This is a genomic window from Flavobacterium sp. KY-23415, assembly GCF_055384985.1.
Map to the genome: position 1 here is coordinate 2778388 of NZ_AP044001.1, position 26998 is coordinate 2805385.

General features: G+C 31.1%; 29 protein-coding genes. 9 read left to right on the top strand and 20 right to left on the bottom strand.

All coding sequences use genetic code 11. The features are described from left to right. Positions 1-8: 8 nt before the first annotated feature. The 4 genes from ACZ49Z_RS12050 to ACZ49Z_RS12065 are packed head-to-tail and all read right to left on the bottom strand — an operon-like array spanning position 9 to position 3359. Positions 9-557 carry an acyl-CoA thioesterase gene (locus ACZ49Z_RS12050; RefSeq protein WP_464304566.1) on the bottom strand — a complete coding sequence of 183 codons (549 nt, stop codon included), beginning with the start codon at positions 555-557 and terminating at the stop codon, positions 9-11. A 7-nt stretch (positions 558-564) separates the two neighbouring features. After that, positions 565-1602 carry an isoaspartyl peptidase/L-asparaginase family protein gene (locus ACZ49Z_RS12055; RefSeq protein WP_464304567.1) on the bottom strand — a complete coding sequence of 346 codons (1038 nt, stop codon included), beginning with the start codon at positions 1600-1602 and terminating at the stop codon, positions 565-567. After that, positions 1602-1982 carry a 6-phosphogluconate dehydrogenase gene (locus ACZ49Z_RS12060; protein ID WP_464304568.1) on the bottom strand — a complete coding sequence of 127 codons (381 nt, stop codon included), beginning with the start codon at positions 1980-1982 and terminating at the stop codon, positions 1602-1604. The genes ACZ49Z_RS12055 and ACZ49Z_RS12060 overlap by 1 nt, the downstream gene beginning before the upstream one ends. A 6-nt stretch (positions 1983-1988) precedes the next feature. Continuing rightward, positions 1989-3359 (bottom strand): DNA recombination protein RmuC, encoded by a 1371-nt coding sequence (locus tag ACZ49Z_RS12065; RefSeq protein ID WP_464304569.1) that lies wholly within the window; start codon positions 3357-3359, stop codon positions 1989-1991. Positions 3360-3480: 121 nt separating this feature from the next. Between ACZ49Z_RS12065 and ACZ49Z_RS12070 the strand changes: the two genes are divergently transcribed. From ACZ49Z_RS12070 to ACZ49Z_RS12095, 6 genes are all read left to right on the top strand, one after another. Continuing rightward, positions 3481-3699 carry a hypothetical protein gene (locus tag ACZ49Z_RS12070; protein WP_464304570.1) on the top strand — a complete coding sequence of 73 codons (219 nt, stop codon included), beginning with the start codon at positions 3481-3483 and terminating at the stop codon, positions 3697-3699. Next, positions 3699-3986: a type II toxin-antitoxin system RelE/ParE family toxin gene (locus tag ACZ49Z_RS12075; protein WP_464304571.1), complete on the top strand. Its 288-nt coding sequence runs from the start codon at positions 3699-3701 to the stop codon at positions 3984-3986. The genes ACZ49Z_RS12070 and ACZ49Z_RS12075 overlap by 1 nt, the downstream gene beginning before the upstream one ends. A gap of 9 nt (positions 3987-3995) precedes the next feature. Next, the gene (locus ACZ49Z_RS12080) at positions 3996-4559 is read left to right on the top strand and encodes a pseudouridine synthase (protein WP_464304572.1); all 564 of its coding nucleotides are present in this window, start codon (positions 3996-3998) and stop codon (positions 4557-4559) included. A 74-nt stretch (positions 4560-4633) separates the two neighbouring features. After that, positions 4634-5185: a hypothetical protein gene (locus ACZ49Z_RS12085; RefSeq protein ID WP_464304573.1), complete on the top strand. Its 552-nt coding sequence runs from the start codon at positions 4634-4636 to the stop codon at positions 5183-5185. Between the two features lie 21 nt (positions 5186-5206). Further along, positions 5207-6181, top strand: a complete 975-nt coding sequence (locus ACZ49Z_RS12090) for a hypothetical protein (protein ID WP_464304574.1) — start codon at positions 5207-5209, stop codon at positions 6179-6181. A gap of 254 nt (positions 6182-6435) precedes the next feature. Further along, positions 6436-6873: a hypothetical protein gene (locus tag ACZ49Z_RS12095; protein WP_464304575.1), complete on the top strand. Its 438-nt coding sequence runs from the start codon at positions 6436-6438 to the stop codon at positions 6871-6873. Between the two features lie 88 nt (positions 6874-6961). Here the strand turns inward: ACZ49Z_RS12095 and ACZ49Z_RS12100 are convergent, their stop codons facing one another. Continuing rightward, the gene (locus tag ACZ49Z_RS12100; RefSeq protein ID WP_464304576.1) at positions 6962-7726 is read right to left on the bottom strand and encodes a dienelactone hydrolase family protein; all 765 of its coding nucleotides are present in this window, start codon (positions 7724-7726) and stop codon (positions 6962-6964) included. A gap of 115 nt (positions 7727-7841) precedes the next feature. On the opposite strand from ACZ49Z_RS12100, the gene ACZ49Z_RS12105 reads away from it, so the two are divergent. Then, positions 7842-8684 (top strand): hypothetical protein, encoded by an 843-nt coding sequence (locus ACZ49Z_RS12105; protein ID WP_464304577.1) that lies wholly within the window; start codon positions 7842-7844, stop codon positions 8682-8684. On the opposite strand, the gene ACZ49Z_RS12110 is transcribed toward ACZ49Z_RS12105, so the two are convergent. The 3 genes from ACZ49Z_RS12110 to ACZ49Z_RS12120 form a co-directional block, all read right to left on the bottom strand. Then, on the bottom strand, positions 8681-9460 hold the full coding sequence (locus tag ACZ49Z_RS12110) for an ABC transporter ATP-binding protein (RefSeq protein WP_462678968.1): 780 nt from the start codon (positions 9458-9460) through the stop codon (positions 8681-8683). The two genes, ACZ49Z_RS12105 and ACZ49Z_RS12110, sit on opposite strands and share 4 nt — an antisense overlap. A 1312-nt stretch (positions 9461-10772) precedes the next feature. Next, complete coding sequence (locus tag ACZ49Z_RS12115; protein WP_464304578.1) at positions 10773-11186, bottom strand: GxxExxY protein; 414 nt, start codon at positions 11184-11186, stop codon at positions 10773-10775. A gap of 307 nt (positions 11187-11493) precedes the next feature. Beyond that, positions 11494-13035, bottom strand: a complete 1542-nt coding sequence (locus ACZ49Z_RS12120; protein ID WP_464304579.1) for a hypothetical protein — start codon at positions 13033-13035, stop codon at positions 11494-11496. A gap of 1681 nt (positions 13036-14716) precedes the next feature. On the opposite strand from ACZ49Z_RS12120, the gene ACZ49Z_RS12125 reads away from it, so the two are divergent. Both ACZ49Z_RS12125 and ACZ49Z_RS12130 read left to right on the top strand, forming a co-directional pair. Beyond that, positions 14717-15778, top strand: coding sequence for a type III polyketide synthase (locus ACZ49Z_RS12125; protein WP_464304580.1), 1062 nt, complete (start codon positions 14717-14719; stop codon positions 15776-15778). 10 nt (positions 15779-15788) lie between these two features. Continuing rightward, positions 15789-16091, top strand: a complete 303-nt coding sequence (locus tag ACZ49Z_RS12130; protein WP_464304581.1) for a Dabb family protein — start codon at positions 15789-15791, stop codon at positions 16089-16091. 318 nt (positions 16092-16409) lie between these two features. On the opposite strand, the gene ACZ49Z_RS12135 is transcribed toward ACZ49Z_RS12130, so the two are convergent. The 12 genes from ACZ49Z_RS12135 to ACZ49Z_RS12190 all read right to left on the bottom strand — a co-directional run bounded on the left by ACZ49Z_RS12135 (position 16410) and on the right by ACZ49Z_RS12190 (position 26309). After that, complete coding sequence (locus ACZ49Z_RS12135) at positions 16410-17180, bottom strand: T9SS type A sorting domain-containing protein (RefSeq protein WP_464304582.1); 771 nt, start codon at positions 17178-17180, stop codon at positions 16410-16412. 224 nt (positions 17181-17404) lie between these two features. After that, positions 17405-18931 carry a hypothetical protein gene (locus ACZ49Z_RS12140; RefSeq protein WP_464304583.1) on the bottom strand — a complete coding sequence of 509 codons (1527 nt, stop codon included), beginning with the start codon at positions 18929-18931 and terminating at the stop codon, positions 17405-17407. Between the two features lie 204 nt (positions 18932-19135). Continuing rightward, positions 19136-19468: a hypothetical protein gene (locus ACZ49Z_RS12145; protein ID WP_464304584.1), complete on the bottom strand. Its 333-nt coding sequence runs from the start codon at positions 19466-19468 to the stop codon at positions 19136-19138. Positions 19469-20027: 559 nt separating this feature from the next. Continuing rightward, positions 20028-20522: a hypothetical protein gene (locus tag ACZ49Z_RS12150; RefSeq protein ID WP_464304585.1), complete on the bottom strand. Its 495-nt coding sequence runs from the start codon at positions 20520-20522 to the stop codon at positions 20028-20030. Positions 20523-20870: 348 nt separating this feature from the next. Further along, positions 20871-21176 (bottom strand): hypothetical protein, encoded by a 306-nt coding sequence (locus tag ACZ49Z_RS12155; protein WP_464304586.1) that lies wholly within the window; start codon positions 21174-21176, stop codon positions 20871-20873. A 492-nt stretch (positions 21177-21668) separates the two neighbouring features. Further along, positions 21669-22247 (bottom strand): hypothetical protein, encoded by a 579-nt coding sequence (locus tag ACZ49Z_RS12160; RefSeq protein WP_464304587.1) that lies wholly within the window; start codon positions 22245-22247, stop codon positions 21669-21671. A gap of 673 nt (positions 22248-22920) precedes the next feature. After that, the gene (locus tag ACZ49Z_RS12165; protein ID WP_464304588.1) at positions 22921-23568 is read right to left on the bottom strand and encodes a hypothetical protein; all 648 of its coding nucleotides are present in this window, start codon (positions 23566-23568) and stop codon (positions 22921-22923) included. Between the two features lie 186 nt (positions 23569-23754). Further along, positions 23755-23955: a hypothetical protein gene (locus tag ACZ49Z_RS12170; protein WP_464304589.1), complete on the bottom strand. Its 201-nt coding sequence runs from the start codon at positions 23953-23955 to the stop codon at positions 23755-23757. A gap of 6 nt (positions 23956-23961) precedes the next feature. Further along, entirely contained in the window at positions 23962-25041 is a 1080-nt protein-coding gene (locus ACZ49Z_RS12175; RefSeq protein ID WP_464304590.1) for a S1 family peptidase, read from the bottom strand. An 8-nt stretch (positions 25042-25049) separates the two neighbouring features. Next, entirely contained in the window at positions 25050-25412 is a 363-nt protein-coding gene (locus ACZ49Z_RS12180) for a hypothetical protein (protein WP_464304591.1), read from the bottom strand. Positions 25413-25418: 6 nt separating this feature from the next. Further along, positions 25419-25820, bottom strand: coding sequence for a hypothetical protein (locus ACZ49Z_RS12185; protein WP_464304592.1), 402 nt, complete (start codon positions 25818-25820; stop codon positions 25419-25421). Positions 25821-25826: 6 nt separating this feature from the next. After that, complete coding sequence (locus ACZ49Z_RS12190; protein WP_464304593.1) at positions 25827-26309, bottom strand: hypothetical protein; 483 nt, start codon at positions 26307-26309, stop codon at positions 25827-25829. Positions 26310-26998 lie beyond the last annotated feature (689 nt).

Below are 26998 nucleotides of genomic sequence, written 5' to 3' on the forward strand. Positions count from 1 at the left end.
TTTTTTATCTAAAGATTTACTATAACGTTTTGTGTTTTTAAAATATCCAAAGATTCTTTTGAAAGATGATCGAATTTTTCTTCCAGTTGAATAAGGTTTTTCTTTTGATTAATGCGTCTTAAAGAATCAAAGTAACGACGTACTTCTTCCGAATTAGATAAAACTAAATGAGGTACTTTTGTAGTGTTTCCATCGTCGTCTTTTGCAACCATAGTAAAATAGCTAGAATTGCAGTGTTTCACTTTTCCTGTTTGAATATTTTCAGAAACAACTCTAATTCCAACCACCATCGAGCTAGTACCTACATAGTTTACAGAAGCTTTTAAGGTAACTAACTCGCCAATTTCTATAGGATTTAAAAAGTTTACAATATCTACAGATGCAGTAACACAATAACAACCCGAATATTTTGACGCACTCGCAAAAGCAATTTGATCCATTAATTTTAAAATATAGCCACCATGAATTTTACCACTAAAATTGGAGTGTGACGGGAGCATTAATTCAGTGAGTGTTATTTTTGAAGCATTTACAGTATTACTTTCTTTATTTTTCATTTTGGTTTTATTTGTTGTAAATAGCAATAGTTATTTTTTCGTCTTTGTCAATCGAAGCACGATACATTCCTGCGGTGTTAAACTCCATAACAATATTTCCTTCTTTGTCAATCGCAATAATTCCACCATCGCCTCCTAATGCAGTTAATTTTTTTTGAATTACTTCATTTGCTGCATCTTTAAGACTCAAATTTTTATATTCCATTAAAGCCGAAATATCATAGGCAACAACATTGCGAATGAAAAACTCGCCCCAGCCGGTTGCAGAAACACCACAAGTTTTGTTGTTAGCATAGGTTCCAGCCCCAATAACAGGAGAATCCCCAATGCGTCCCCATTTTTTATTGGTCATGCCACCAGTAGAAGTGCCTGCTGCAATATTTCCATCTTTGTCTAAAGCAACACAGCCAACAGTTCCAAATTTTGAATCTTTAATCGTTGTGTCATAGAAAGAAGCTTTGCTGTCATGATCTAATTCTATTTTTTCTTTTTCTTTGGCTTTAAGTAGCGATTTATACCTGCTTTCAACATAGAAATAGGAAGGATCTACAATTTCAATGCCATGCTGTGAAGCAAAATATTCTGCACCTTCTCGTGCAAGCATCACATGTTCCGATTTTTCCATGACCGCCCTAGCAAGGTCTATTGGGTTTTTTACCGTTGTTACACCAGCAACTGCACCTGCTTTTAAGGTTTTGCCATCCATAATCGAAGCGTCTAATTCATTCTTTCCTTGGTTGGTAAAAACCGCTCCCTTTCCTGCATTAAACAAAGGAGAGTCTTCTAGAATATTAATTGTTTTTTCAACAGCATCAATACTTGTTCCTCCATTTTTTAGAATAGCATAGCCTTCTCTAACTGCTTTTTCCAAAACAAGGTTGTATTCTGCTTCTAATTCTGGAGACATATTCTTTTTTAAAATAGTTCCAGCACCACCATGAATAACAATGGCAACTTTTTGTTCCTTGTTTTTGGATGTTTCGTTTTGAACAGTTTTACATTGAATGCATAAAAAGCCAGCAAGAAATAGAATGTATTTTTTCATTATTTTCCATTGTTAAAATAGGGTGAATCTTCTTTTTCTGCTTTAGTAATAAAATAGCGAGAATCGCCCCACCAAAAGAAAGTGCGAAGTCGTTCAACATATTCTACTTTTACAAAGCTTCCTTGTAACGATTTAAGACTGTCAATAACTTCTTGGTCATTGTCTAAAACAGAAAATTTGAAAATTTGAGCACCCGAAATACCTTGGCTAATTTCTCCTTCCCAAGTTTTTACCACATAACCTTTATGGCTTATTTTGATTAATTCTCCAGATCGAACACCGTCACTATAAGGAACATAGTAAACATAGGTCATATAGGCAGAAATGGATAAAATTGTTGCAAGAACAACATAAATAATTATTTTTTTAAATGTTGACATAGTATTTTAGTTTATTTGATCAAGTTCGTCTTCTGTTGCTCTTTTAATAATGCTTTCCGGAAGGGCTTTCTTTGCTTTTGCACCCATTTTCTTTAATTTTTCGGCACTTCTAACCAAGTTCCCCTTTCCTTCAACCAATTTATTCATGGCATTGCCATATTCAGATTTTGCTTCGTCCATTTTTTTTCCAATCTTAATTAAATCGGACACAAAACCTTCAAATTTATCATACAAAGCGCCTGCTTGTCGTGCAATTTCCATAGCATTCTCTTGTTGTTTTTGATTCGACCACATGCTGTCAATTGTGCGAAGTGTTGCCAAAAGTGTAGAAGGTGTAACAATCACAATATTTTTCTCGAAAGCTTTGTTATAGAGTGTGTTGTCTTCGTTCAAAGCCAATGCAAAGGCAGGTTCTATTGGAATGAAAAGTAAAACAAAATCGGGACTTTCCATTTGGTAAATATCCTGATAGTTCTTGTCGCTCAATTGGTCCACATGGCGTTTTACAGAAGTGACGTGCTCTTTTAAAATGGCAGCTTTTAAATCGTCATCTTCTTCATTCACAAAACGTTCATAGGCAGTTAATGACACTTTCGAATCGACAACCATTTTCTTTCCATCTGGAAGATTAATAATTACATCTGGCATTACTCTGTTTCCTTCACTAGTAGTAAAACTTTGTTGCATTTCATATTCGCGACCTTTCTCTAGTCCCGATTTTTCCAAGACACGTTCCAATACTAATTCGCCCCAATTACCTTGCATCTTGCTATCTCCTTTTAATGCCTTGGTTAGGTTCACTGTTTCTTTACTCATTTTGTCGTTCATTTCACGAAGTCCCAAAATTTGTTGGCGTAAAGCAGCATGATAATCAATGCTCTCCTTGTGTGTGTCTTCTACTTTCTTTTCAAACAATTGAATTTTTTCTTGAAGCGGATTCAAGATAATCTTCATGTTTTCTTTGTTTTGTTCTGTAAATTTGGTTGTCTTTTCTTCCAAGATTTTGTTCGCTAAATTTTCAAACTCTTTAGTAAACTTCTCTTGCAATTGTTCTACTTCTAGCTTTTGTTCTTTATTGCGTTCTAATAAATTATCAAAATCATTTTCCTTTTTAGCCAAATGAATAGCATAGGACTCTTTTTCTCTTTGAATTTTTTCTTTTTCAGAAACAATTTGCGCTATGTTTTTTTCAAACTGATTTTTTTCGGTTAGTAATTGATTTCTCAACTGCTCTATTTGATTAGTCAAACCGTTTACACGTTCTTCTAAACTCGATTTTTCAGATTGAGATTGTGTTTTAGAAAGTAATTTACCAAGATAGAAACCAATGGCTAAAGCAATAATAAAGGTCGCTATAATAAGTATAGATGTATTCATGAATTGTTTAATTTGTGTAAAGTTAAGAATTCCTTTTTAAGATTTGAAAATTGTTTTCTGAAATGAAATAATATTGATTTCTGATTTTAAAATAATCGTATATTTGTATAAAGCAACGGTTATGAAAGTAATAATTGAAACAGATGAACAATACAAGAGTATGTTGTTAGCAATTGCTGATGCAATACATGCTAAAATTTCTTTTAGTGAGGAGAATTTATTTGCTAACTTACCAAATAAAATAAAAGAAGGTGTAATCGAAAGTCAAGAGCAAATAAAAAAAGGTGAAGTATTTACACATGATGAAGTCATGAAGAAATATATTTCTAAATATCAATAATGGAAATTATTTGGTCTAAAAATGCTGTTATAACTTTTGACGAAATTGTTTTACAAATAGATTCTAAATTTGGTAAAAAGGAAGCTTTAGATTTTACTTTAAAAGTTGACTCAGTCGCTAATCTTATTAAAAAACAACCCTATCTTTTTAAACAATATTTAGATTTTAAAAATGTTAGAAAAGCTTTAATTCATACAAATTGTAGTTTGTTTTATGAAGTAAATGAAACAAATATTCAATTCCTATATTTTTGGGACAATCGTCAAAATCCATTTGAAACTATTTAAATCATCCTAATGAACCACCAACATTTTATGCTTCACAAGCCACACGGCTATTTGAGTCAGTTTATCTATGAATTGAAACGCAAGAAAAAACTGTTGGGAGAATTGTATCCTTTTCCAGAAGGAACCATGGCGATTGGCCGCTTAGATGAAGATTCGGAAGGTTTACTTTTATTGACTACCGATGGCAAAGTGAGTGAGCAAATTAGACGAAAAACAGTTGAAAAAGAATATTACGCACAAGTAGATGGAATTATTACACAAGAAGCAGTGGACAGGTTGCAAAAAGGAGTAGAAATTGGTGTTAATGGAACCAAATATCTTACTAGAAATTGCCAATCGAGATTAATTCATGAACTACCAAACTATATTGGACCAGGAAAAAAAATTAGAGAGGAACGTCACGGACCAACTTCTTGGGTATCAATAACGGTCACTGAAGGAAAATTTCGTCAGGTGAGAAAAATGACGGCAGCAGTTGGTTTTCCTACATTGCGCTTGGTTAGAGTGAGAGTAGGAGAGATGCATTTAGAAGGTTTAGCAGTAGGTGAAGTTAGAGAAATTAGTATGTTTTAAAAAAAAATGTATCTTTGCACTGTTTTTAAAGAAAATGTTGAAAGCTATTAACCTTTGACTATTAACTATTTAAAATGAGAAAAATTATTTTTATTGCAATGTTGATTTCACAATCAATAATTGCACAAGTAGGTATTGGAACAACTTCACCAGACTCAAAATCAATTCTAGATGTACATGGAACCGATAAAGGAATCTTAATACCACGATTAACAAGTGGTCAAATGAATGCCATTGCATCACCACCACAGTCTTTAATGATTTTCAATACAGATGTAAACTTATATTATTATTATAGTACTTCAAGTAATTCTTGGATGCCCGTAAACGTAGGTTCAATTGTGAATGTAGCCAGTACGTCATACACCTTATCGGCTAACGATAATGGAAGAATTTTAGATTTCACTTCGAGTAGTACCATTACACTAAATGTGCCGAATACTTTACCAGTAGGTTTTCAAGTAAGTATTACACAAGCAGGAACTGGTCAAATAAATGTTGTGGGAACAGGTGGAATGATGGTAAATAATAGATGGGGCGCAAAAGCAACATCAGGACAATGGGCAAAAGCAGGAATAGAAGTTAGAGCAACAAATGTTTCAATAATAAGTGGAGATTTAAAATAGTTAAAACAAAAAATTTAAAATATGAAAAAGTATATTTATAGTTTAGTTTTAACTTTAATTTCCTTACTATCATTTTCGCAAGCACTACCAACAAATCGGTATCATGCTCCTTATATCTTAGATCAAGTTACAGGAACACCCTCATTTGCATACAGTCTAAGAAAACTTTCCAGAGGATATGCGGGCTATGCACTCAGGATGAGAAGAGGCTCTGATAATGCAGAAGCAGAAGTTAGGTTCAATAATAAAGATATTGTAGGAATAGATAGTGAAGTAGTGGTTTCTAGCTCAGGAGGTAGTGGAATAACCGTAGGACAGGTAATGACCTTTGCGGCTTTTGCTGGTACTAATCATCTCTATGTGAGCAAATGGTATGACCAAGGAGCAAATGCCTATGATGCAGTGCAAACAAATATGAGTCTGCAACCTCAATTAGTATTAAATTCTGCTGGAGCCTCAAATACGTTACCCTCAATCGTATATAATGGAGACGCCTATGCAGATCACTTAGTGGTAAACCAACCCATACAAAATTTAACCAATAACGGAGTAAACGGTTCATTTTTAATGGTAGGTAAGGGGACACAGAATACCAATCAACATTCTTTTGGAATGAGAAACGACAGTACCAATTGGAGATGGTCTATGCATATTAATTGGAGCGATGGCTATTGCTATTTTGATGCATCAGAAGTTTGTTGTGCTCCTAATAGAAGGTTCTACAATGCATCAAGTATTAATACATACAGACAGTATTCCTTTGTGAGAGGTACTAATTATAAAACAGTTCGATTAAATAGCGGAACTACCGCACTAAATAATTCTTCAGCCACTTCTTTTACCCAAACAGGAGGAGCTTTCTATTTAGGTTCTTGGGGAACATCTAGCGCAAAAGGATTTTATGGTAACACCACAGAAATTATTTTGTTTCCTAAAGATTTAGCAATAACAATATTGAATACTTTGGAAACGGATCAAATGAATTTTTGGTTATAGAAAAAAACATAATAAATTTAAAAATGGGTCTTTTAAGACTCATTTTTTGTTTTGAGACTCTCCTAAAAGTAAAAAATCGACACATTTTTGTCACTCCAATGCAAGGAGTTGTCTCATAATCAGTATTATGTGATTTCTCCTTGCGTCGAAATGACAAGGTTACTGACTTTTTGGACAGCCTCTTCTACAAAATTTGTATAGCGATAACAGTTACTGTTGTTGAAGTTATTATATTTGACTAAAAATAAACAGTGATGAAACTAAAATTTATATTTTTCGTCTTTCTAATTTCTAAGATAGTAATAGCACAAGACACTATTATTTCACAAGAATTATATGAAGGAAAATTGAGCACAATGGATATTTCATTGTATTTAAAAATCTACGAAGACGGTTGCCCACGCATGTATGCAACAGGAATGTATAAATACAAACAAAACAAAACCGATAATTGGTTGCTTCTTGAAATGCTTTTTTCAGAAGAAAGAAATCAGTTTACAATGGTAGAGCATTTCAATACAGGAGTATTAATACTCACAAGAAAAGATGGGAAATTGCAAGGACTTTGGATTTCACCCGATGGTAAAAAACAATTCGAAGTAAACCTCACCAAAGTGAAAACAGCAAAAGAAACCATTGAGAAACTAGAAGAAAAACTCGACTTAGAATATTATTATGCAAATGATTGCTAATAAAAAAACCGAATTGTAATGAAGCTTACAATTCGGTTTTTTTTTATGATATTAGAAATGATTATACCAGTTCAAGTGATAAATGGTATTATTTAAAAAGCTCAATAAAGAAAGTTTTCATCGCTTCCCAACTTCTTTTGTCTGCCTTTTCATTGTAAGCCGCTCCTTTACTATTATCGGTATCTAAATCTTTATGAGTGAAAGCGTGCACAGCATTAGCATAATAAACCATTTGCCAATCGGCTTTAGAAAATCGCATTTCTTCCTGAAAAGCTTGAATATCCTTTTGAGGCACATAAGAATCATCGGCACCATGAAGCACTAGCACTTTGGTAGTGATAGGTTGAGAAATTCGCATTGGGTCTTTCCCTAAACCACCATGAAAAGAAACCACACCTTTCACTTTCAAATTGCCTCTTGCCGCTTCAATAGCACCAGTTCCTCCAAAACAGTAGCCAATAACAGCAATTTCATCTGCGTTTGCACCTTGTTTAACCAATTGGTCAATGGCTAACTGAATACGTTTTTGATAGTCTTTATAATTACTTTTATAATAACCAGCCAGTTTTCCTGCCTCTCCTGTGTCTTTAGGATTATTATTCACACCATAAATATCGGCAACAAAAGCATGATAACCTAAAGCAGCTAAAGCTTCTGCTGATTCTTTTGCGTGAGCGTCAATCCCCATCCAAGCAGGAAGGATAATAACACCCGCATTTTTTGAATTTGCTGCTGTTGCTTTAGCAAAGAAACCTTCTAATTTTTGAGTACCATCGGTATAATTAATTGTTTGGAGTTGTCCCATCATTGTAGCGCTTATAGATAATAAAAAAAGTGAGATGTATTTTTTCATTGGTTTGTATTGTTTTTATAATGTTGTATAGGATTGTTTAATTTGAAATTTTTTATAAAAATAGTCAAATGTTTACTCAATTAAAAATTTAAATTTGTAATAAAATAATTGAATAATGAGAGAATCTATAAATGTTATTAGTGCTATAAATTATGGTAAAATCACTATTTATATTCCAATATTACTTATTTTTTTAGGCTTTGTTTTCGGAAGTGCCTTTTTGTTTAATCAAAAATATTGTGAAGGATGGATAATGGGAGTTGGCATTTTTGGAGGGCTCTTTTTTTCTTGGCTCTATAGAAGTTTTGCTATTACAAAATGGCGAATTTGGGCTTTTAAAAATGTTAGAAATGTACACGAATTAAAAGAAAAAGCGATTTTATTTAAGCTTATTTGGAATGATAATCACTGGATTACAAAAACAGAAATAAGAACAAAGAAAGATAAGCAAGCATTCGGTAGCATTGCACGTAAGTTTAAAAAAGAAGATGTTTTTACAGACGATATTTCAATTCCAAAAGAAACTCTAATCTATTATGCAAAATCATTTTTTTATTTTGGTGTTTTTATTATTGTCGCTCTTATCAGTATAACTATGAAACTGGTTGTATTTGAAAAAAAATATTTAGCATTAGGAACAATTCCTTTAATAGTTTTTATTTTAATTAAGCTAATTAGAAAATATCTCAACAAAGAAGTTCAAATAAAATTAGACGATTCCTGTATTTATATTGCTGAATATGGCAATTTTGATTGGCGATTTATAGAAAACGAAAGGATTTATGTTGATTTAAAACTAAATCTATTAGATAATACATCAACCTCAACCTATTTTTTGCTATTTGATTATAAAGGTCATAAAATAGTGAAGGAAATTAATGATTTAGGTATTACTCATATAAAGTTAGATCAACTTTTAAAAGTATATAGAGTTAGAAATAAAAAGAAGAATGCCTAAACCACTTTAAATTTACCAATTGTTTTATCAAAAACAACCGATTCATTTTGGAACAATTCATTGAAGACATTTTGTTCAATCAAATTACAAGGTTGGTCTTTAACCAGTTTATTAGGCGTTAGCACAATCATTTCATCACACAATTGAATCGCTAAATCAATATCATGCGTAGAATATAAAATCGTTTTGCCTGTTTCGTGGGTTAATTTTTGAAGCAATTTTATTAAAGATACTTTGTGAACCAAATCCAAATGCGTGGTTGGTTCGTCTAGAATAATAATAGAAGTATCCTGAGCCAAGGCTCTTGTAATTAAAGCTTTTTGCAATTGCCCATCACTAATTTCAAAATGTCTTTTATCTCTAAAAGTACCAATACCTGTAAGCGCAATAGCATCTTCTATTTTCGTTTTATCTTCTGGAGTTAAAGTGCCTAGCCAATTGGTATAGGGTTGCCTGCCTAAAGCTACAATTTCATAGACCGTTAAATTACTAGGAGGTAAACTTTCTGTTAAAACAATACTCAATTCTTGCGCAAGCTCTTTCGGTGAGTAATCGCCTAGTTTTTTTTCATTAATAAAAATATTTCCTTTAATAGGAGGAATAATTCCAGTGAGCGTTTTTAGTAAAGTCGATTTTCCAATGCCATTAGCTCCAATTAGCGCAACTAATTTTCCAGAAGACAGACTAATGTCGCAATCTTCTATAATAATCTTTGTATTGTTTTTACTATTGTAGCCAATAGAAAGGTTTTCACTATGGATTACTTTTTTTGTCATTGTATTATTATATTTTGCTACTTTTTTAAGTTTTAGTTGCACCACATAGGCACATAGTTTTATTTAAATGTTGCGTTAAATTTTGTTTCCTTATGTGTCTATGTTGTCAAATTAATTATTTTTTTATACCACATAGGCACATAGTTTTTTTAAAATGTTGCGTTAAAGTTTTTCTTTTCCTTATGTGTCTATGTGGTGAAATTATTTAGTTTTAGTTTTACTACATAGGCACATAGTTTTTTTTAAATGCTACGTTAAATTTTGTTTCCTTATGTGTCTATTTTGTCAAATTAATTATTTTTTTATACCACATAGGCACATAGTTTTATTTAAATGTTGCTTCAAAGTTTTCTTTTTCCTTATGTGTCTATGTTGTTAAATTAATTATTTTTTTATACCACATAGGCACATAGTTTTTTTAAATGTTGCGTTAAAGTTTTTCTTTTCCTTATGTGTCTATGTTGTCAAATTAATTATTTTTTTATACCACATAGGCACATAGTTTTATTTAAATGCTATGTTAAAGTTTTTCTTTTCCTTATGTGTCTATGCGGTGAAATTAATTATTTTTTTATACCACATAGGCACATAGTTTTATTTAAAATGTTGCGTCAAAGTTTTTCTTTTCCTTATGTGTCTATGTTGTCAAATTAATTATTTTTTTATACCACATAGGCACATAGTTTTATTTAAATGCTATGTTAAAGTTTTCCTTTTCCTTATGCGTCTATTTTGTTAAATTAATTATTTTTTTATACCACATAGGCACATAGTTTTATTTAAAATGTTGCGTTAAAGTTTTTCTTTTCCTTATGTGTCTATGTTGTTAAATTAATTATTTTTTTATACCACATAGGCACATAGTTTTATTTAAATGTTGCTTCAAAGTTTTCTTTTTCCTTATGTGTCTATGTGGTGAAATTATTTAGTTTTAGTTTTACCACATGGGTACATAGTTTTTTTTAAATGCTACGTTAAAGTTTTTCTTTTCCTTATGTGTCTATGTTGTCAAATTAATTATTTTTTTATACCACATAGGTACATAGTTTTTTTTAAATGCTACGTTAAAGTTTTTCTTTTCCTTATGTGTCTATGTTGTCAAATTAATTATTTTTTTATACCACATAGGCACATAGTTTTTTTAAATGTTGCGTTAAATTTTTCTTTTTCCTTATGTGTCTATGTGGTGAAATTATTTAGTTTTAGTTTTACCACATGGGTACATAGTTTTTTTTAAATGCTACGTTAAAGTTTTTCTTTTCCTTATGTGCCTATGTGGTGAAATTAATTATTTTTTTTGTACTACATATGGTTATACTTTCTTTAAGTTTTTATAAAATTCATTTACAAATGTTTTTTGTCCTTCTTTAAATATGTTTGTACAATTAAAATTTATTAGAATTCCTTTAGGCGCTTTTAGTAGTTTCATATAGGTTAATAATTGTGCTTCATGTATTGGATGAAATTCGTTAACTGATTTTAATTCAACAACTAAAATATTTTCAACATACAAATCACATCTAAAATCGATATCCAACTCTTTACCTTTATAAATAACAGGCATTTTTAACTCTGATACAAAATTTATCTTTTTTGTTTTTAATTCTTCAATTAAGCAACTTTGATATACACTTTCAAGTAAACCAGCTCCCATATATTTATGAACTTCTATAGCACAGCCAATTACCTCATATGTTATTTCATTTATTTGCTTTTGAGTAGTCATGTTTTTCTATATTTTATAGATATACAATTTGTTTTCTTATGTGCCTATGTGGTGAAATTAATTATTTTTTTATACCACATAGGTACATAGTTTTATTTAAATGTGCGTTAAAGTTTTTCTTTTTCCTTATGTGTCTATGTGGTGAAAACAAAAAAAGTTCTCAGCAAAGCTAAAATATTTAAGAACAGTAATCGATTTAATTAGTGTTTTTTTAATCACAAACATAAAAAAAACACCGTTTTACAACGATGTTTTAGCATTAATTTATTGAAAAAAAGTATAAGAGAAAATATATTATCTCATATTATTATTTATAAGTAATAGGCACATGAACAAGGTGTTCATCCATAATGTAAGATTTTGGATCAGTACCTTCTTTAACTTGCTTGCCTTGCAACTGAATCTTCTTACCTTTCACAACAAACTCTCCTTCTGCAAAAGGTTTTCCATTTGCTAAATATTCAATTTTATATTTTCCATCTTGGAAAGATGCTACATAATCCCAATGAAAAGGTTTCTTAGTGTTGTTTAGAATTTGAAACTGTGTGTTTGCATAATCCTTGAATTTCTTACGATACAATAAATCAACAGTTCTACCTCTGCGTTCTAACGCTTGCGCTACATTTGCACTACCATCTGGATGATCCTCCGAGTCGGTAATGGCAATTAATTTACCATCTTTATACAAACGCTCTTGAAGACGCACTTGGTTTTTGTCATTCCCAACAGCTAATAAACGAGACAAAGGAAAATCTACCGCAAACGAAGTAGGATTGCCTTCATCGTCTGGTCTTAAATTAATCAGCATTGTTTCATCCCAAGGACCTTTCATGTTGTAAACAGTACCAAGCTCATGATTAATGTCTGCATTTTGATGCGTATATATTTCGAAATCTGCTACAAAAAACGGTTCATCATCATAAATAGTATAGGCCATTTGGTATTTACCTGGAGTTAATCTTTCAAAAAGACCATCCATATCGAAAGTATTTTTTACTTTTTCTAACCAACGCTCATTTCTATGCCCTTTTGATCCTTGAACAGCATGCACTAATTTTCCATCTTTAAGAATTTTAACTTTAAAAGCAGACCAATTGTATTGAATATTTCTACCTTCAATGGTTTTGCTTGGTAAATAATACAATGTAGTTTGTGAAAAACTAATTTTACCATTTTCAGGGTCTAAACTAAAATTTTGCCCAACATAAGAATCAAAACTTACAGCAGGATTTTTTAATCTCCCTGTACTATAATCTGGCGTATAATATTTTTTAAGTTCATCTGCTGCATTAAGACTCGCTGCTTTTGCTTTCACAGCCTCTTTGTCTGCACCCATAATATAAACACTTGCACATGTTGGATCTTCATTTTTAAAGAAACGGGCACCAGATTCGGGGAATTTTTTAGTAAAAACCACCTCCTTAAACAAACCTTCACCAATAGGATAAACAAAACCATATACTCCTTCATCATATTTATACCCTTCAGTATAAACACCATCATCTGTATTGTCTGCAACAAGTGTATAATCAAACTCACCCTCTAAATCGGAATGATTTGTCGTTCCAGCATTAGAAGCAGCATCATCATTGAGAGCCTCTTTAATGTTCTTTAAAAAGCCACCTTTTTTCTTTTTCTCTTTTTTTTCCGCACCAGCATCAGCACTACTAGCTATTAGTTTTCGTTGCACCTTCATATAGGTTTCTTCTTGTTCAATAACACTAATTTCAATAGCCTTTGAAGGATCGGTCACACCATAAGAATACCATACAGATCCTTTAGGAAGTGTTTTCTGTGCCTGCATTTGCATTCCGAATAAGCACAAAACGATTGCAATTAATTTTTTCATTATTTTATGTTTTTTGGCAAATGTAGGCTTAAATGAGAGGTCGATTTTCACCCATAAAGGGTGATTTTTTATGGTTTTAGAAGAGGTTTAAAACAATATACTTCTAGTGTATTTTTTTTTTTTCAGGTTCTCAAAATTTTGACACAAATTATTAGATTTATCACAAACGAATTAGTGCTAATTCATCAAATTCGGGTTGAAAAAATAAGCCCTAGAGCTTTACAGACTTTTAGTTAATCACTTCAACGACAAGATGCAATGTTATGTGGTTAAAATAGAACGTTTTACAATTAAGGGTCACATTTGCTTGGTTTTATAGGTTTCGGGTGTTACTAATGCAATGCCTACAGCATGAACAAGATGGGTTAATTATTGATTGTTAATTATTGGTTATTGATACTATTTTACAATTTTATTAGTATAATACAAACTCGTTTGAATTTATTACTTTCCAATTCTTAAATACATTTTGTTTCCAATCAATAATAACACTCCCTACAATTCCCCTCCTTTGGAGGGGTGTCCGAAGGACGGGGTGGTTATATGATGAAGTAACAAATGCAATGCCTACAGCATGAACAAGATGGGTTAATTATTGATTGTTAATTATTGGTTATTGATACTATTTTACAATTTTGTTAGTGTAATACAAATTTGTTTAGATTTATTGCTTTCCAATTCTTAAATACATTTTGTTTCCAATCAATAATAACACTCCCTACAATTCCCCTCCTTTGGAGGGGTGTCCGAAGGACGGGGTGGTTATATGATGAAGTAACAAATGCAATGCCTACAGCATGAACAAGATGAGGTTAATTATTTGGTTATTGATACTATTTTGCAATTTTGTTAGTGCAATACAAACCTGTTTGAATTTATTACTTTCTAATTCTTAAATACATTTTGTTTCCAATCAATAATTGCACTCCCTACAATTCCCCTCCTTTGGAGGGGTGTCCGAAGGACGGGGTGGTTATATGATGAAGTAGCAAATGCAATGCCTACAGCATGAACAAGTTGGGGTAATTATTGATTGTTAATTATTGATACTATTTTGCAATTTTGTTAGTGCAATACAAACCTGTTTGAATTTTTTACTTTCTAATTCTTAAATACATTTTGTTTCCAATCATTAATTACACTCCCTACAATTCCCCTCCTCTGGAGGGGTGTCCGAAGGACGGGGTGGTTATATGATGAAGTAACAAATGGGATGCCTACAGCATGAACAAGATGATGTTAATTATTTGGTTATTGATACTATTTTACAATCTTGTTAGTGTAATGCAAATTTGTTTGAATTTGTTGCTTTCTAATTCTTAAATACATTTTGTTTCCAATCAATAATAACACTCCCTACAATTCCCCTCCTCTGGAGGGGTGTCCGAAGGACGGGGTGGTTATACGGTGAAGTAGCAAATGGGATGCTTTCTGCAAGATATGTGATTGTTTCTAATGGGATTCTTTCCTTTTGTCAAAATCATAAGATTACTAATTTCAAGGAAAGCCTCTAGTTTTGTTCATAGTGAATAGCGAGGAAAAGATGACTCTTTAATTCCAAGGTATTCAACTGATAAATGGTATTACTACCCAATTTATTGAACTAGTTCAATGTTTATCCTGTCGATAAAGACAAACTTTGCATTTCAAACAAACAAACAAATAAACAAACAATTTTAACATGACATTAGTAACAGAACCGGTTTTGATTTTTCCTGAATATCAGGTGAATCAAGAAGAAATGATCGACGTACTAGAAAATCTATTTCCCTATCATCCAAAATGGGGCACCATTGAAAAAATGATACGAAATACCCAAGTAGAAAATAGAAATCTATTATTACCAATTAAAGACGTTATAGTCCATTCTGGGTTCGAGTATAGAAACAATATTTACAAAGAGAAAGGTCTAAAAATGGCAATAGAGGCAACCCAAAAAGCGCTAGATGCAAACCAACTCACTCCAAAAGATATTGATCTCATTATTGTGGTTTCGTGTACTGGTTTTTTAATGCCTTCCTTAACATCCTATCTAATTAGTGCCTTAGATTTTAGACCTAGCACCAAACAATTACCAGTACTACAATTAGGTTGTGCGGCAGGAACATGGGCTATTAACAGGGCACACGAATATTTAACAGCCTATCCAGAACAAAATGTACTATTAGTCTCTGTAGAATTTTCATCCTTATTGTTTCAACCAACAGACGGAAAAATAGCGTCTTTAATTTCCGATTGTTTATTTGGTGATGCAGTATCGGCATGCATCATAAAAGGAACAGTAGCCCAAGGAGACCAAGGCTATTTAATAGATGATATTACTTCATTTGTGAAGAAAGACACAGACCACTATATTAAATATGATGTTAAATCTACTGGTTTTCATTTTGGGTTAGACAAAGAAGTAATGAACAGCATTAAAGATGTTGCACCAATCATGAAAGATTTCGTAGCTAAAGATGCCGAAGAAAAAGTGAACGATTTAGATTTTTATATTTTTCATACAGGAGGTAGAAAAATAATGGACGAATTAGTTAAAAATTTAGACTTGATAGAAGAAAACGTGCATCACAGCAGGAATAGTCTAAAAAATAATGGCAATATTGCCAGTGCAGTAGTATTAGATGTGCTAAAAGCAGAATTTGATTCTAAAAACAGACAAAACGGAGAAAAAGGAATGATGGCTGCTTTTGGACCAGGATTCACAGCAGAAGTGAACAAAGGAACATGGATAAAAAATTAAAAAAGTGATTGTGCATATAGTTTGTTTTTATCTTGAAGATAAAAGCAAAAAAAGAGAATTAAAAAAACACTTAATGAAACTAAAAACACTCCAATATTTTATAGAATTAGACATAATTGAAAAATTTATTCACAATAAAATAGAAGGAGAGCTTGTATTGTTTTCTAAGTTTAAAAACGAAAAAGAACTCGACCGCTACATGCAAGACCCATTACATCTAGAAGTGATTAAAAACACAAGTGCTTTGCTTAAAAACAAAGAAGTAATCGATTTTCAAATAGCAAACAAGAACACTCAATTATCCCAAATATAGAAAGCAACTATTTTTCGTAATAAAATTCAAATGCTTCATGGAGGATTAGAAACAGTATCATTAAAAAACCGTCAAACAGAGTGGTTTTTATAGAAAAAAGGAAGAATACGGTAGGTTGTTTTTAGTAGTATTTGTATTGTGATTTAAATTTATAATTCATTTGTATTCGTTACCATTTTCTATCAAAAATCACTCATAAAGGCGGAAAAACTATTACATAGAACTTGCATGAAATGGTTTTTATATAAAACAAAAGCAGTTAAGCGCTAATGAAACAGCTACTTAACTGCAATGTTATCTATATAAAAGGTAGTGCTTTTATTTTTTTACAAATTGAATTGTATTTCCACTTTCCAGTTTTAAGAAATAAATACCATTTACTAAATGTTCAACATTAATTTCTTTGTTTTCTAAAATCGTTCCATGAGCTACTTCTGCCCCTAAAAGATTATGAATGCTAAAATTTTCTGTAGTTCTTATTCCAGAGACTTGAATAAAATCAGAAGAAGGGTTTGGAAATATCTTAAAACTATTTGCAGTCTCATACCAATCATTCGTGCCTAATGAAGTATCATCAGCAAATGTGAAACCTTGATAGCCACCATTTCCACCATTAATTAATGTAATGGTTAGTGTTGTTATAGAACCACTAAACTCTAAAATTCCATTAGCATAGGCAGTTGTAACTATTTGGTTTGCACTAGGAGATTGAATGTTTGCATTTCCAGATAAAACGGTATAGTTATGATTGAAAGAAAGCTCCATATTTCTCCAATATAATAAGTAAAGTCTTAAATTTTGAATAGGAGAATCAAAAGTAATCGTTATATCACCATCATTAGCAGGCGGATTATACTCAAAGCAAGCTTGAGAAGTACTCAAAGGAGCCGCAGAGTAATCAGCTGTAGATAAGTCGTAAGTGCCAGATGTTGAAGGTGAGGCATTTGCAGAAATAGTAATAGTAAACGGAACACCCGCTAATGTTCCAGTTGTTGCAGAATTATATACTGCGGCATTTTGTGCATAAAACAAACTCGTTGTTGAGAAAACAAAAAATGGTAATAAAAATAAATTGTAAAATTGTTTCATTATATGGTTTTTTATTAGTTAATTTTTCAAATTGTTATTCCTCAAATTTAAATAAAAATGTAGATAGGTTTTATTTTGATGAGTAAAAATAACAATTACTCGTTTTTTGTGTTTTTTTACTATAGAAAGTAAGTGGTTTTCAATAGCGAAAAACTACCAAAAACCACTTGTTTTTTTGCTGCGAATATCTTGTTGCAAGCTAGAATAGACTACACTACACCAAACTATTCTGGACCATTAATAGCATATACAGCAGTGGTTTTCTGGTTTGGAGTGTTTGGATCTGTAATAACAATACTAGTATTCCCTCTAAGACCATCGGTGCCCAAGGACAGCACTAGTTTCGGAGCATCGGCAGGAGCCGCAACAATATACATGAGTGGCACATAAATAAGACTATTATAAGTCACTGTTTTTGTGTTAGTTTCGGTTTCAGAACTCGTTACCACGTTGGTAGTACTGGCATAGGTCACACTATTATCATTATGAATAGTCAAAGCATCGCCACTATCATTCGTCATAGTAGCACCACCAAAAGCAGAGAGCGGCACAGGATTAAATAACGTACTGCCCGAAATGCTAGTGCCATCAATATCTCCCGTAACACTTACTAGCGCTCCCGTTTGCTCATTATAAGCACGGTTAAACGTTAGCACTAATGGTTTTTGACCAGAAGAAGCAGGAACCATTAACGTGTTTAGCGTAGCATCGAAAGTCATTCCCTTTGAAGCATCAAACAAAAAACCAGTAGAAGAAACACCATCTAAAGAATAACTAATCATCACACTATAAAGATCTAAAGTTAATTTACTCGCTAGGCTAACATATTGTGCCTGAACAGATACGAAAGCCAACGGATGCGCATCGGTAGGAATTTGATAATAACCACTAAAATTAGCTAATGCATCATGACCAGTAACAGCAAGCGTAAAATCGGAAAGCTGCGGTTGCAGGGCAACCCCAGACGGTATAGTGGTTAAAGACCTAGAAATTAAATCCTTGCCAACCACACTCATGTCGTTACAAGCAAACCCCTGAGCAGCAGCCGTTCCCATAATCAACTTCACAGTAGTAATGCCATGCACAAGCGAAAAATAATACATGTTTAAATTATAAACATAGGCAGTCACTTCCTGCAAATTCCCATCATTAGTCCCATAATCATATAGCAATTGGTTATTGTCTCCAATATGCATCACCCTAACGGAAGGCCCATTAACCACAGGAGTAAAATAGAAATCACCTTTATATAGAGAAGCAGGAATAGGGTTGTTATAGGTACTACCCCAAACAGTTATAGCCTCTTTTCCAGGTAGCGCAATGCTTCCAGAACAAATAGCAGTAGCACCATAAGAACTATTCGTGCGTGTAAAAGTGAGATTAATCTGTAAACCACCAACAGTCCATTCTTGCACCAAATGACTACCATCAAACGAACCAGTAAATGCAAAACGAGTAGCCGAAGTGCCATCTAAAGAAATTAAAAGCGACATATCATATTCTGGACTAGTAGCAGACGAACGAATAATCATGTTAGCATCTATAGCAAAAAAAGCCCCATTTGCATTGTTTAATGTGTAATACCCATTAAAAGGCATCAATTTTGGTGTATCGGGATTACTAGGAATAATAACCTTTGGGTCACTGTATTGTGCTAATAATTCTTCATGATAATTTCCAGTAGTTGCAATAGCAACAGTTGAGGTAGTGCAAGCATTAGTGTTCATAATTTCTCTTTTTTTAGGTTGCATAAAAAATATTTTAAATGAGCCATATGCTATTAAAATACTATAGTAAAGATCTTTTATTTTGCCTGTGCGAATTAAAAAAGAACCACGAAGACTGTATTTTTATCCATAAGAGCAGGAATCTATGGAATGGAATTTCGATACCCTACACCTGTCAGGTTTTAGAAACCTGACAGGTGTAGGACGAAGAACCCATCTATCAAAAACCTATTTCTTCAACACCTGCAACAACACCTCTTTTTCTGCTTTCAGAATTTTAATTTCCTCTTGCAATTGCGCTATGGTTGCATCTTTCATGTCGGTTTCAGGACGAGCAGCCGAGTAGGAGCTAGGCAACAAATCGGCTAGGTCTTGAAAGAAGTTGTGTTTTAGTGCGTGACACAACTCCCACAACGATTGAGTTTGAAGACTAGGACGTTTTTGCAGGTACATAATATAATTGCTGCTTTTGTTCAGTTTTCTTGCTAATGCCGCTTTTCTAATCCTGTTTTTTGATAAATAAGCACTTATAATTGTGCTACTGTCTAATGTATTTTGCATATATATTATTGATATTAGAGTATTTAAATAGAATTTTTATATATTAAATATACAAAAATTAGAGTTTTATACTCAAAAAGTATGATTTAATACCTAAAAAATATTATTTAATATCCAAAAGTTAGTATTTAATACTCAAAAGTTAGTATTTAATACTCAAAAGTTAGTATTTAATACCCAAAAGTTAGTATTTAATACTCAAAAATTAGTATTTAATACCCAAAAGTTAGTATTTAATACCCAAAAGTTAGTATTTAATACTCAAAAGTTAGTATTTAATACCCAAAAGTTAGTATTTAATACTCAAAAGTTAGTATTTAATACTCAAAAGTTAGTATTTAATACCCAAAAGTTAGTATTTAATACTCAAAAGTTAGTATTAAATACCTAAAAATTAGTATTTAATACTCAAAAGTTAGTATTTAATACTCAAAAATTAGTATTTAATATTCAAAAGTTAGTATTTAATACCTAAAAAATGATATAAAATGAGGTGTTTTTAGGCATAAAAAAACCTAGTCACAAAAACGGACTAGGTAACAAGTATAGGTTGAAAGTTTTACGGAGTAACTTCGGTTCCTCGACCACCACTTTTTCCTTGCGATTCGAAACGAACCTTCAATTTGTCATAGCTCGATTTTGCGTTGGCTATACCCGCATCCGAAGCATCGCGGTAACTTTTGTAGGCCTTGTTTGCCATACCAAAAGCCTCATGGCCAGCAATGCGTTTCGCATCTTTCACACGCTGTAACAAATTCGTAATTCCCGACTCAATAGCGTCCAATTGATTAAAAATCGTTAAGTCATTCTGCAACGCATCCAAGTCAATATAAGGAGGCAAAACACCCGTACCAGTGGCTCTAGCTTCCGTAAGCACATCTTCCGAAAACACTTTGTTGCTCACATCAATAGCCGTGTAGCTATTGCGTTGCGCGTCTGTAAGCGTAGTGTTTTCTGGTATCTTGCTCAAAATAGTGTTGATACTCTCATTAATCGTGGCAATGTCTGCCGCAGCAAGAATCACATTGATTCTGTTTTCAGATAAATTTGACATATTTGTTGTGTTTGTATATTTATGTAGCAATTCTACTACTTTTTTTTAAAACACAACTAATTTTTAATTTTTATTTAACATATTATTAGAAGATATGTTGAGTATTGTGCTTTTTTGCTGTGTATTTTGTTGTTAAAAACATTTTTTGTGAAGTATTCTATAACGTAGCGAACAATTGTCAGGTTTCCAAAACCCGACAGCTGTTGCAAGTAGTGTGTTTTAAAAAGGAAGTGAAAAATTGTTGTCCACAATCTTGTCATGCTGGAAGCATTGCATTAGAGGTTCACTTAAAACTTGGAGGGGAAAGCACAACCTAGAAAGTCAAGAAAAGCAAGCACATGCCAACATTTAAATTTCTAAAACACCACTATGAACAAGTTTTGTTTCGTCAAAGTCAAACCTATATTTCCCTTTTGTCCATTCTCCATTTTTGAAAATAAGTGAAATAGTTTTTGGCTCTAAATAAGGTCTTGAAATCCCTTTAATACTATGGTAGAAATAATCTTTAAATATCCTCAATTCATCACCTTCTTCGGGAAGATAACGATCATCAATAATAGGGTTATCCTTCAAAAAAAGGGATACAGTAGCGATAGAAATTTCTGGTACAACAAACTCATTATGCTCCATGGCGAAATAAGAAAAGAAAGTCATGCTCCTTTCAGGAGCCGGTCCAACATAGCTATTAATTTCCCATAGAAGCTGAATTTTTTGATATGCTGTATAGTTGAATGTTTTCTTGAAAGGACGAGAATTTATATTGTGCAGCTTAGTAGGCCAATCAGTATATCGATTTGGAAAGTATCTGGAGGAATCGCTATTGGTAATTTTAAAACGCAATTAGAGTAGACTTAGATTAAAATACTGTTCAAGTAGGTTTATACTTCTAGGGTAAAAATAGAAAAATATTTCAAAAAAGCAGCAACTTTCAAACAAGTTTGTTTTTTGCATTTAAAAAAGATTATCCATAAAAAGAGCTTCCCACAAACGTGTCATGGTGTAAGCATCGCATTGGCGGTTCGGTTAAGATTTTAGAAGTGGTTTTGTAAAAAAGTGACTTTGGATAGCGAGAGTAAAGGGGTGTGGTTTAGTGCAAAGTGAGGAGGTTTTGCACAGCTTGGTGCATATCTGTGCGATCAGTTTTATTCAATAATTAGGCGGAGAATCAAAAGGGACTTGAATTTCATAAATAGGTCTTACCATTATAAGTATATCATTATTTTCAATTATTTCAATCTTTTGTTCTTCTGTTAAATCTTCAAAAATATTTTTATATTTATTAAGACCCTTTTTGTTAATATATTCTGCATATTTAATAAAAATGTATTCTACTGTTTTTTCTATTTTTTCATTTTCTTTTTTTGAGTAATAAAGATTAATCCGTATTAATTTTTTTTCATTAGTATCAAAAATTAAATTAATTTCATTGTCGTTTTTTTTTTCATCATTTAAGTCAATACTATTAGAATTGAATTCATCCAATAATGATAAATCTCTTTTAGCTTGATCAGATGAATCAAAATCTAAATAACACAATTCTGAGTTTTGAATTTTTATTTTTTTTGAAAAAAAATTATCGCAATTTTCTTGCTTTAAATAATTATAAATTGAATCATTATTTGATTTTTTTTTACAATTTGTAAAGCATAGACTAATTATTAAAATTAAAATATTTTTTATAATGTTTGAGCCATGCTTGGGCTTTAGTTGAATTTTTCCAGGCATTTTGATTTTTTAATATATTATAATTGTCTTGAGCATAACTTATAACATTTGTCTTAAATTTTGTTCCTTCTATTGTGTCTCAACTCCATTGTTTAGTCTAACTAATAATTGCATTCAATTCATCACTAGGAGCATATCCAGTTGAAATATTATCAGTCATAAGTTGTTTTTAATGTACAATAGTATTTATTAAAGTAAATTTAGTTGTAAGTATGTGTTGTAAATATATTGTTTTTTACAAGATAACAAAAGCTGCTCGTTTGAAAGTTACTTTTTTATTTTGACCTTTTTGTTTGCCCAATTTTGTGTGCATAGAATGCAATTCTTTACGATCGGGTAATTTAGTCGTGTAAAGTTGCTTATTGTGTTTTTAAATGATTATCCACAAAAAAGGTTATACATAAACGTGTCATGCTGTAAGTATAGCATTAGAGGGTCGGTTAAAACTTGGAGGGGAAAGCACAACCTAGAAAGTCAAGAAAAGCAAAACCAAGCAGATGCGACCCTTTACAGGGTGACAAGTTTGGGTGTAAGTTTGGTGTGTAAAGTTGGTTATTGTGTTGTAAAAGTGCTATCCATAAAAGGACTCTCCATAAACTTGTCATGCTGGAAGCATCGCATTAGAGGTTCGGTTAAGACTTGAAAGAGTATTATAAACATAAGCACTTTTGTATTAATTTACTTCTATTTTGAAAAATTTTATTTCATCTTCATAAATTGAAATATCAAGGTTATAATTTTTTAAAAAGAGTGGTTTAATTTTCTTTTTTAATTTATTGATAGAAACTTTTTTTATGCTGTCAATACTGTAACCTGATATTTCATTATAAAACATAAATCTTCTTTCTTTTAAATCACTAATACCAATATGTTTTTGTAATGATTCGTCAGAATAAGGAATTATAACTGCATATTTAGGTTTTAAAATTACGTCTACTTTTCTTTCTTCACCATTAATATCTACATTAGGTATAATCTTATAATAAGTGACTACTGAAAAAGAAATAATGCAGATTACTAAGATAGTATGAAACCAAGTAATAAAATTAGGTTTAAAATCCTCTTCATTTGCCATTTCAAGTAGTGAAGAAGTAATTACTAGTATGATATAAAAAATAATAACTACTGGAATCCATTTTTTTTCAATATTTAATAATAAAGCAATAGTGATTCCCGATGCTGTATAAATCAACTCTAAACTAACATGTAATAATTTTACTCTATTATTTTTAAAATCTAATTTATGTTCTTTCTTTAGCTTAAAATATCTTATAATAAATACTAATAGAAATAAGGCTAAATAATAAAAGATGTTTTCCATTTTATTTTAATTATTTTAGAATATGTTTCTTTAAGGGTTAGTGCGAGTATTTATTTAATACCATAGATTTCTTCTCTTTGTTTGAATGCTCGTTTACCTCCTTCTAATATTTCACAACATGTAGCTCTTGTTTCTGTTCTGTCAATTACTGACAGAGCCGTCTACTCTCGATTGTAGGCAGTTTTTTTATTCCCACCAATATTCGTATTTCCAATTTCTTACGCCGTTATGATGCGAACAAGTTCCGGAGCCAGTCGAATATGAGGAAGTTCCATCTCTGCAAGTCGCACCAATTCTTTTACGAGAGCCACAAGTATATAATGAAAGTAAAACAATAGCAATTAAAAAGAAACAGCCAAAATTTGATTTATTTTCCTTTTCATTCATAAAATCTTAATCTTCATAAAACTTTTTCACTTCATTTACTGGAACACCAAAGCTAAAACTTTGGCTATTTGTGATTTTTGCAAAATTAACTCCAACTAAATTACCCCATTTATCAACAATCGGACTTCCACTTGAACCTTCTAATGTTGGAATTGTATATAAAATTCTTTCACCATCATTTTCTTGACTTATTTTTCCGCTTGTAAATTGTGATTTAATTCCTTGTTTTGTGTTTGCTAAAGAAAAACCACGATTAAAACCAATCATAAAAACGTCTTCGTTTATTTTGATTGGATTTTTTATGTTTCTTTCTTTATTTTTCTCCGGGTTTTCTATTATGTTTGGATTATTGTCCTTAAAATTAAAAATGAATTTTGGTTTAGTGTTGAATGATTTGCTTTTGGTTTGAATAAGAGCTAAATCAATTTTTTCGTTTTTTGAAGTCTTCACAACTACACATTCTTGTAAATCATCAAATTCAGTTACGTGGGTATCATTATAAGCAATACCTAATTTATGAATTATTAATTTGGAAGTTACGTTTGATAAATCAATATTTTCAATTCTTTGGTATAAGTCTGCCAAAAAGTTCTTTTTATCTATTACAAATTCATAACGCTTTTGAAAATTCTGCTTTTCATAATAATCCATTTGGTCAGAATATTGATAATAGGTTGATTTTATTTGGTCGATTGTATCGTTATACATTCTAACGTCATACAAAATAGTTGATTTTGCTTTTTCATAAAAATTTACTAATTCTATTTTATAATTTTCATCTTTATGATTTACAACGTGATTATTTGTAATAATTTCGCCATTGTAAGAAATAACAAATCCTGTTCCTGTAGAAAAGGATAAATTATTAAGAACTTCTTCTTTTGAAAAAAAGAGTTTTTTTTCTGAACTTGGCGAATAATAATAAGTTGTATTACCTGAATAAACTTCGTAATAGTATTGACTTGCAATTAGAACTACACTACTTTTATATTTTTCAAATATTTTTTCAGGTGTTTCAGGTTCAATGTCCTTTTTATTACAAGAAAAAAACATTAATATAAGAAAAAAAGAAGCTATTATTCTCATAAAATTATTTATTTAGGTTGAATAATTACACCGTCAATTAACATTAATGCATTGATTTCTTTACAATATTTGTTATAAATATCACGTGAAATATCTTTATAATAGTAATTATAAGTATCATAGTTATCAATTTTTTTGTAATCACAATAAAACCAACTATCTATGTTCAATTGTTTTAACATTGGTTGGTCTGCTTCGATCATATTGAAAAACTGATTTAATTTTTGTGAATCTAAACCTTTTAAGGTTTTAATTGGTTTAAAATCAATTAAATTCATTACTTTTTTTAAATCATAACTTGTGAATTCACTGCTTTGTGAATATGAAGATAAGCAAAACATTAACCCTAAAATTAGAATAATTTTTTTCATAGTGTTTTATTTGTATTCCGTTATTTTTCCATTTTTAAATATTACTAAACTTAATTTATCTGTTGAGAAAAGAACAGTAACTTCTCCTTGTGTAGCAGTTGAATAATATGAATAAACTTCATAAATTTTTCCTTTTTTTTCTTGGGAGCTTTCTTGTTTTAATAATGCGTAATAACCCATATCTACATTATCATTATACTCTGTAAAAAGTGGAATTCTTTTTCCATTTGAATTTCCAATTTCAAATGCCATTTTATAATTTCCATAAGTTGTTTTTACCTGTTTAGTTGTAAAAATTCCTTGTGAATTTGTGTATTGAATAAATTCGTCTTTTTGTTTAAAATGATAGTCTTGAGAATATAAATTTTGCCCAAGAAAGAATAAAAGTGTTAAAAAAAATTTGTTCATATGTATTTAGTTTGAATATTTATTTAAGTCCAAAGTTCCTTCCATAAAACCTTTGTAAACTAAAACATCAAGATTTTCTGGAACAATTTTAATCTTGAAAGTTACACCTTGTGGTTTGTAAATTTTTATTAATTCAACTGTTGCAGTTCCTTTTTTAGTATCATAACTATTTATATATCTCCATTTAAAATAAAAAATATCAGCTTCGTAGTTTTCGTAAGTTTCTTTTAATTTTTTATGTTCAGTATTATAAAGCCTACCGAAACTTTGTGTGTTGTTTTTCGACCATACATTCGCTAAATATAAATTATCGTCTTCATTTGTATAAAAAACTAAATAACCATTTTGGTCAAGAATTGTTTCAGTTATGTCATTTCCATTGTCAGAAGCGTCAGTTATGATAAACTTTACCAAGGTCTCTTGATTGTTATTTTGTGCAAATGAAATTGCATTCAGCGTTAATGTAATTATTAAAATAATTTTTTTCATATTTTCGAATTTTAATTTAGATAAATTATTGTTAATGAATTAATAATTTAGCAAATGTTGAATAAAAAAATATTTTTATTTTACTGGAAACCGTAATTACGCGATATTTTTCTCCAAAATTGCCTACAACTTATTTAGATGCTTACTAAAGGTGTACATATTTCACTTATATCTGTTGTATATGTATGACTTTTTATTGCATCTAGATACAAACCTAAACTATTACCTAAAAACCCATACAAGTATTTCTACCTGTTTTTGTTTCTATTTTGTAAATGTAAAGCGAAGTTTTTGCTGTTTTTTGCGGGAAAACGTAAATAGGGAAAGTTTTTTTAATTTTTTTTTAGAAAAGGTGCTCAGTACACAAGTTTTCGATACATTTTTGTTTTGTAGTTCTTCACAAAAACATTTGAACGGTAGGGAGGAATTTTAACCACCCCGTCCTTCGGACACCCCTCCAAAGGAGGGGAATTGCCAGAATGCTAAATAGTAGTTTTGTTTTCTTTACAGCATCTATTTACTACACAAAAACAAGTTATAAATGAGATGCTTTCAGCATGACAAGTTTGTGGTAATGCTGCTTTTATTAGCGCTATAGTAGATAAAAAATCAGCGTGAATTTGCAAAATCAGCGTGAGAAATAGAGAAACTTTGTTGTTAATAGAAAGATTTAAAGTTTTTCATTAACC